Origin of the sequence: Mesorhizobium sp. M7D.F.Ca.US.004.01.2.1 (assembly GCF_003997785.1) — a bacterium.
In the GTDB taxonomy this organism is placed as follows: domain Bacteria; phylum Pseudomonadota; class Alphaproteobacteria; order Rhizobiales; family Rhizobiaceae; genus Mesorhizobium; species Mesorhizobium loti.
Genome location: NZ_RZRQ01000333.1, coordinates 1 through 6258, shown reverse-complemented (window position 1 = coordinate 6258; position 6258 = coordinate 1). Strand labels below are relative to the sequence as shown.

Genomic DNA, 6258 nt, shown 5'->3' with positions numbered 1-6258 from the left:
GCCCATGGTCTTCGACAAGCCTGCAGAATAGTCAATTCTTCCACATCTCTTGTGAAAATATCGGCAAAAGCAGGCGGCGAATTGCCATTGTCCTTCGAATGACCGGAGAGAATGGCAGGCCGAGAAACGGCCTTAGGTCAGTCTTCGCCAGCCGGGCTGGCGAATATAAGCCATCGGCTTAACCGCCCTGACCATGGTTCTCAATTCACCGATGAAGTGGCAACGCGATACTGCCCAATTCTGGCTGCGAGATCGCGCAATCACCGCCGGGCCTCGTCACCTCAGTTTACCCGTTTACCCGTTTCTCGCGCGCAAGAAAAAGGCCGGACCAAGGTCCGGCCAGGTATGAAGGTTAAACCTCCAGAGGGGAACGCGCCGGACGAATGGGAGGAAACATCCGACGCACCGCGCATATGGGTCAACAAAGGTGACACTTCAACAACATGCCGGTAGGCCACCAGACCTGTCCTCTTGGTGCACTGAAGCTTGCGTGCTTGATGCGATTGCCAATTTGAGTGCCTGGTTCAGCCAGCCTTGCTCAGGTTGCCGGCAGACGATTTACCGGTCCGCCGATCCTGTTCCATCTCGTAGTTGACCTTCTGGCCGTCAGCAAGCGTCGATAGGCCAGCGCGCTCGACAGCAGAAATATGGACAAACACGTCCTGTCCACCACCGTCGGGTTGAATGAAGCCAAAGCCCTTGGTCGCGTTGAACCACTTTACCGTTCCAGTCGCATAAAGGTGTTTCCTTGCCGTAAGTGTCTACCTGTCCGCTGGCCGACCGCACTGGCCGCAGCTGTTTCAGATACATGCAGCAAATGGCCCTCATAGCAAGTCTTTGGCCTGTTTGACGACCTTTTGGCGCCAAGCGGTGGGGGCGCTGACGCCACCTCGATAATTGAGCAGTGCCAGCATCGTATGCTTGGAAACAAGACTCTCGGAATAGTGCCCCACCCTTGTGCCTTGTCGGTCAGACGCGCGGACAACCACCAAGACTGCTGCCGGTCGACGAAACCAAAGACCCAAAAGGCCGCATTGGCTTTGAGCTGGGCGCGAAGCGACGAGCTGCGGGATCGGCGATCGTCATCCCGTCATCTTCGCCATCGCGCCGTTCGCCTTGAGCGCCGCCATCAGCATCGGCCCGACAGAGAACTGCCCTGACGTCGCCTTTTCGGTCAGTACCCGCAAATAGCCGCCGGCCGAGTTGATGTGCTGCGCCCTTTGCAGAATGCAGGCAATCACGATCGCCGCGATCTCTTGGCCCATCACATGGCACGCCTCCTCATACGCAGACGGCGAAACGCCCAGATATCCCCGCACCTGGGCGGCCGTTATCATGAGATCGCGCCAATTGCCGATCCCGTCGACGGCATAATCCGCAATTTCGGGGCAAGCCTTCAGCACCATCCCTAGTGGGTATGTTTTCGGCGCCTCTGCGGTCCTCGTCCTGGGCTCGGCCGACGCCCCGCTTTTCTCTAAAGCAGGTTCAAATTCAAAAATAGAGTCGGTATTTGAATCAGATTGCTGCCGCTCGTTTTGAGAGTCATTGCCGCTCGGATTCGTGTATTTCATATGACTTTCCAGCAGCTTATCCACCTCGTCATGTAATCCGGCCATATCCGCCACGATCGGTTCGAGCTCGGCAATGCAAGCTCGGCGCGGAATTGCCTCCACAACGCCGCGGAAGCGCTTCCACAAGCCTCCCCAGTCGCCTGGAACATCTTCGTCAACAGCCGCCTCGATCAGCTTCTGGATGTCTCGGCGGTGCAAGGTGATCCGCTCGCGCATCAGCCTGAGCGCCCTGTTGTCGGCGCGAACACGCTCGGCCGCCGCCTCGAACTCGTGAGCGCGGGCCAGCAGCGGCGCCAGGGAGAAGCCAAATGCTTCCTCGATCTCCCCTCCTCTGCCCTTGCGCGCGTAGCGCTTGCCGTTCGGACTATCCCGACGGATGATCAGCCCGCAGTCAACAAGAGCCGCCACGTGTCGTCTGACTGTAGGCTCGGGCATTCCGTGCGCCCTGAGCGACAGCTGTGCGTTCGAGGGAAAGACGATGAGGTCGTTTTCCTCACCCAATTCGCTGTCAGGATAGAATGATAGCAACGCATTCAGGACGGCCAGCGCACGATCGCCGATACCGACGATGCTCTTGCCCTCGCAGAGGTTGCGGTAGATCTGCCATTTGTCGACGACCCTGCCCTTGGGGATTTCACGTGACTCGTTTTGCGCTGCCAGCATAGCAAGCGACATCGGCCGCCGCCCAAAGGGCGTCGTTGCAATACCCGTCTCCATTTTCTTTCACCTTCGATTAGGCAAAAGAAATCTGCTCGCCAAAACGGCGCCACGACTCTTGACAGTGATTCGGGGAAATGCGATTCTCAGCTTGCGACAGACGAGAAGGGCTTCCGCGACGGTGACGTTCGGGGGCCTTTTTCTTTTGCGGTTTCAGTCTCCTGTTGAGGTCTGCTCCGACTTTCTGAACGCCTCATAGAGGTTGCTCAGATTATCGGAAATCCACGTGCCAAAGCGGCTGCCGTCCATCTCCTTCACGGCGATTGTGATGGCCTTGCCTGCCTTCTTAACGCTGACGCTAACTGCTTTGTCCTCCGGGACCCAGGATTGTGCTTGGGACTTCAGACCTACCTTGCGAACCGGCTTCCCCTTCGCATTCAGGGCTCCCAGCAGCCTTTCGAAACGTCCGTTGCTTTCCAACTCACCGAATTCTGGTTCGGACAAGATTGCATTAACCATTTCGAATTTCTTGCCGGCGAGGAGAGACAGCTCAACCCACCGCTCGCGGCCCACAGACGTAGCGGATCCAATCTTGCCGATCACAGACGCCGGAATTCTTGAGACGACTGATACCATCTTTGATACCGCAGCGGCGTTCGAGGCCAATGCTGACGAGATCACATCTCTGTCGTACCCCAAATCCTCAAGACGCTTTGCGAACATCGCCTTCTCGATGAAGCTAAGATTTGCACGAGCGGAATTCTCCTGACCCTGGGCAATTACATGGGCCCTGTCGTCGATCTCCTTGACGACTGCCCTTACCTTCCGTCCCAGCTCACGAGCGACCCGGACTCTGCGGTGGCCGAAGACAATCATGTAGCGGCCGTCGGAGCCTGGATGCGGACGGACAAGTATGGGAGAATCCTGCCCCCTTTCCCGAATAGCTTCCAGCAGCTCTTGGTACTGCTCCTGGTCGTCACCCATGCGGTCGGAAACGAACGAGCCGTCGACTGCGCTTGGATCGAGTTCCACGACATGCTCGCCCTCAAGATACGCATCCGCTTGCTTTGCCAACTCGTTGACCGAACGGATCATGGATTTTGACGCTCCGCGGATCGGATATGCTGCAGCTGCGGTAGATGAATCCCGCTCGCCGGCTTCCGCTTCTACGAGGCCAGACAGAAGATTCTTACGTGCCATATTTTACCTCCAGGCAGCGTAGGCCGTTGAATACATTTGGAAAAGGTGCACTTTTGTCAGCAGACAAGTCAGCGCCCCCATGCTTCATGAATCAAAGCTACGATTTCGCCATTAACGACGTCCAAGGCTTCCATTGCCCGCTCGTATGTGGACCGGGTCATCGCATTCTTTTCGACTTCGTAGAGGGTCTGCTTGGTAATCCCCGCATCGGAAATCGCCGTTGATTTCAGCATCTGGTTCTTTAGGATGAATTCGCCGAACAGCGTATGCAGGAATGCCACCATCTGCGCTTGCGGCTGGTCCGTAGGTTCGAATCGAGTAACAAGGTAGCGATACCACTCCAGATTCACCTCGGCACCGGCCGCTCTGATCGGCTCCAGGATGTTCCCGAGCATCAGCAGAAACTGGCCCATGCTCATCACATCGAGCATCTGCGGATGGATCGTGATCAACACTGAAGTCGCTGCGGTCAGTGCAGTGATCGTCAGGTAGCCAAGCTGCGGCGGACAATCGATAACTATGACATCGTAGCGATCGTCGACCTCCATCAATGCCTTCGAGATGCGTGTGAAAAACGCCCTGCCCGCATTCGAAGACTTGTCAGTCATTGCCAGAGGCGTGTCGTATTCGAATTCCTGGAGCTCTAGGTTCGCTGGGACGATGTCCAAGCCCGGGAAATTCGTCGGCTTGATGATCTCGGAGAGAGGCACCCTTTCGTCGTCATAACGAATCGCGTCGTAAAGGGATTTCGTCTGGTCGAGTTCAGGCTGGAACCCATGCAATGAAGAAAGCGACGCCTGCGGATCGAGATCGACCGCTAGGACACGGTGACCGGTAAGCGCAAGGTATTGGGCGAGGTGGGCAGCTGTAGTGGTCTTCCCGCTGCCTCCCTTGAAATTAACCACAGCTAAAATCTGAAGCTTCTCGCTGGGCCGCCGATGGGGAACATACATGCGGGCGTCAGATCGACCGTACTGGTCCAGATACTGGCGCAGCTCAAGCATCTGTTCAGCAGTGTAGGAACGTCTGCCCGACGTCGAGGTTTCAGGCACCGGTCCCTTTCCTTCCAGATGCAGTTTCTTCAGATGGCTCTGGGAAACGCCCAGATACGTGGCAACCTCCGCCAGCGAGAACGAACGAAGATTTTTCTTCGCGTGGGGAGGGAAGCGCTGCATCGAAAGCAGGTGCAACTTCTTCGATATCTGGTCGCCCTGATCGAGGATGCTTTTCTCGAACAGCAGCGGGATCTTTGTAGGAACGGGCGAGTTCACGTTCATTCGATCGAGACTCTCTAAAAACGATTTTTGACGTAAAAGCGCCAAGCAACCGTCATTATGTCCGATTCGTTCGCCCGGGCAAGAAATTTAAAGTTAACAAAAGCTTAACGGTCGCGGAACGGGGCTCAACAATATGATTCATGCAACTGAATATGCTGCACAATTTGGCGATTTTGTCTGCGGACAAAGCCTACCATCCAAGCACAAATCCTGCTTACCCCGGCGTCACGCCCAGTTCTTATCGGCTTCCTAAGGCGCTCCGGTGCCTGGCAAGCGATCACGACACTCTGAGCCTGGCAGATCAAACTCGACCGCGTTCTGACCCGACATTGCAAAGCGCCATGTTGTCTTTCACCTGCCTTGAAGACGCTAAGCAAAGCGTTCCAGGTGATAGCTCGTCGGAGGAGAGGGGGCAGCACTCATCAGTCCGTTACCTCACGATAAGCGCCAAGTGGGAGGACGGAGTATTGGTGTCAAGTTCGCTCAGTGGGAAAAGAGAGGGCTTTTCAGAGCCCGGACGCCTTAGTGAGGTTGATCCGGAAACGGTCGCGACGCCGCTGGTACTTGCGGGTCATCTCGGCGCTGGCGTGGCCAAGCTGCTTCTGCACATAACGCTCATCAACCTCGGCAGAGGAAGCCAGGCCAGCGCGCAGTGAATGTCCGGAAAACTTCTGTCCCCGCTCGCCCTCGGAGAGATCGCCGCGCACGCCGGCGGCCAAGGCCGTGCGCTTGACCAACCGGGCCACCTCCTGATCGTTGAGCCGATCGACGCCGACCGTTTTACCCTGACCAGTAACACGGCGGAACAAGGGGCCATGCGAGATGCGGGCAAACCTCAGCCAGGTCTCGAGCGCGACAACCGGGCAGGTGGAGTCGGACGAACCGCGGCCGATCTCGACCTCGCGCCAGCCGGTCTTGCCGCGCAGTGTCACAAGAACACCTTTGTCGAGCACCTCGACCCAGCCGCGGCCATCCTCGGTTTGATCGCGGGCAAGATCGAGGCCGACGATTTCGGAGCGGCGCAAGCCGCCTGCGAAGCCCAAAAGCAGCATGGCGCGGTCACGCAGGCCACGCAGCGTGCTGCGGTCGAGCGTCTCCAGCATGGCAACAAGATCGTCGCGCAGTACGGCCTCCTTCTGACGGGGCGGGGCGGCGTGCGTGTTGCGGATGCCGGCGAGCACGGTGGCGATATGACGGTCCTTCCGGTCAAGCGATTGGCCGCGCTGCGTGTAGTTCCAGGTCAGGGATGACAGGCGGCGCTCGATCGTCGCCACCGCCTTTTTGTCCCTTCCAGTGCCCGAAGCCTGCGCGGTGATATAGAGGCCGACGGTCTGCGGGTCCGGCCGCGATGGATCAAAAGACTGGCGCCGGCACCAGGCGCAAAAATGCTTCCAGTCGGCTGCGTAGGCGCGACGGGTGTTCGCCGAACTTGCTGCCTCGACATAATCGCGCGCACGGTCGGCGAGCTTTTCGAGATGCGTAGGCAACGATGTCTGTCGCGGGTCAAGGACCGGCGGGGGAGGGGAGGGGCCTTCATCCGGCCGCCCCATCTC

General features: G+C 57.8%; 4 protein-coding genes and 1 pseudogene. All 5 read right to left on the bottom strand.

All coding sequences use genetic code 11. From position 1 onward, the window contains the following. Positions 1-524: 524 nt before the first annotated feature. Positions 525-734, bottom strand: a pseudogene (locus EN993_RS29270) (cold-shock protein); the annotation flags it as partial. Positions 735-1082: 348 nt separating this feature from the next. Beyond that, positions 1083-2288, bottom strand: coding sequence for a plasmid replication protein RepC (repC, locus tag EN993_RS29265; RefSeq protein WP_127265523.1), 1206 nt, complete (start codon positions 2286-2288; stop codon positions 1083-1085). 153 nt (positions 2289-2441) lie between these two features. Next, complete coding sequence (repB, locus tag EN993_RS29260; protein WP_127265522.1) at positions 2442-3428, bottom strand: plasmid partitioning protein RepB; 987 nt, start codon at positions 3426-3428, stop codon at positions 2442-2444. Positions 3429-3496: 68 nt separating this feature from the next. Next, on the bottom strand, positions 3497-4705 hold the full coding sequence (repA, locus tag EN993_RS29255) for a plasmid partitioning protein RepA (protein ID WP_057143293.1): 1209 nt from the start codon (positions 4703-4705) through the stop codon (positions 3497-3499). Between the two features lie 506 nt (positions 4706-5211). After that, positions 5212-6258, bottom strand: a 1047-nt coding sequence (locus tag EN993_RS29250) for a site-specific integrase (RefSeq protein WP_164757885.1), incomplete at its 5' end; no start/stop codon positions are given.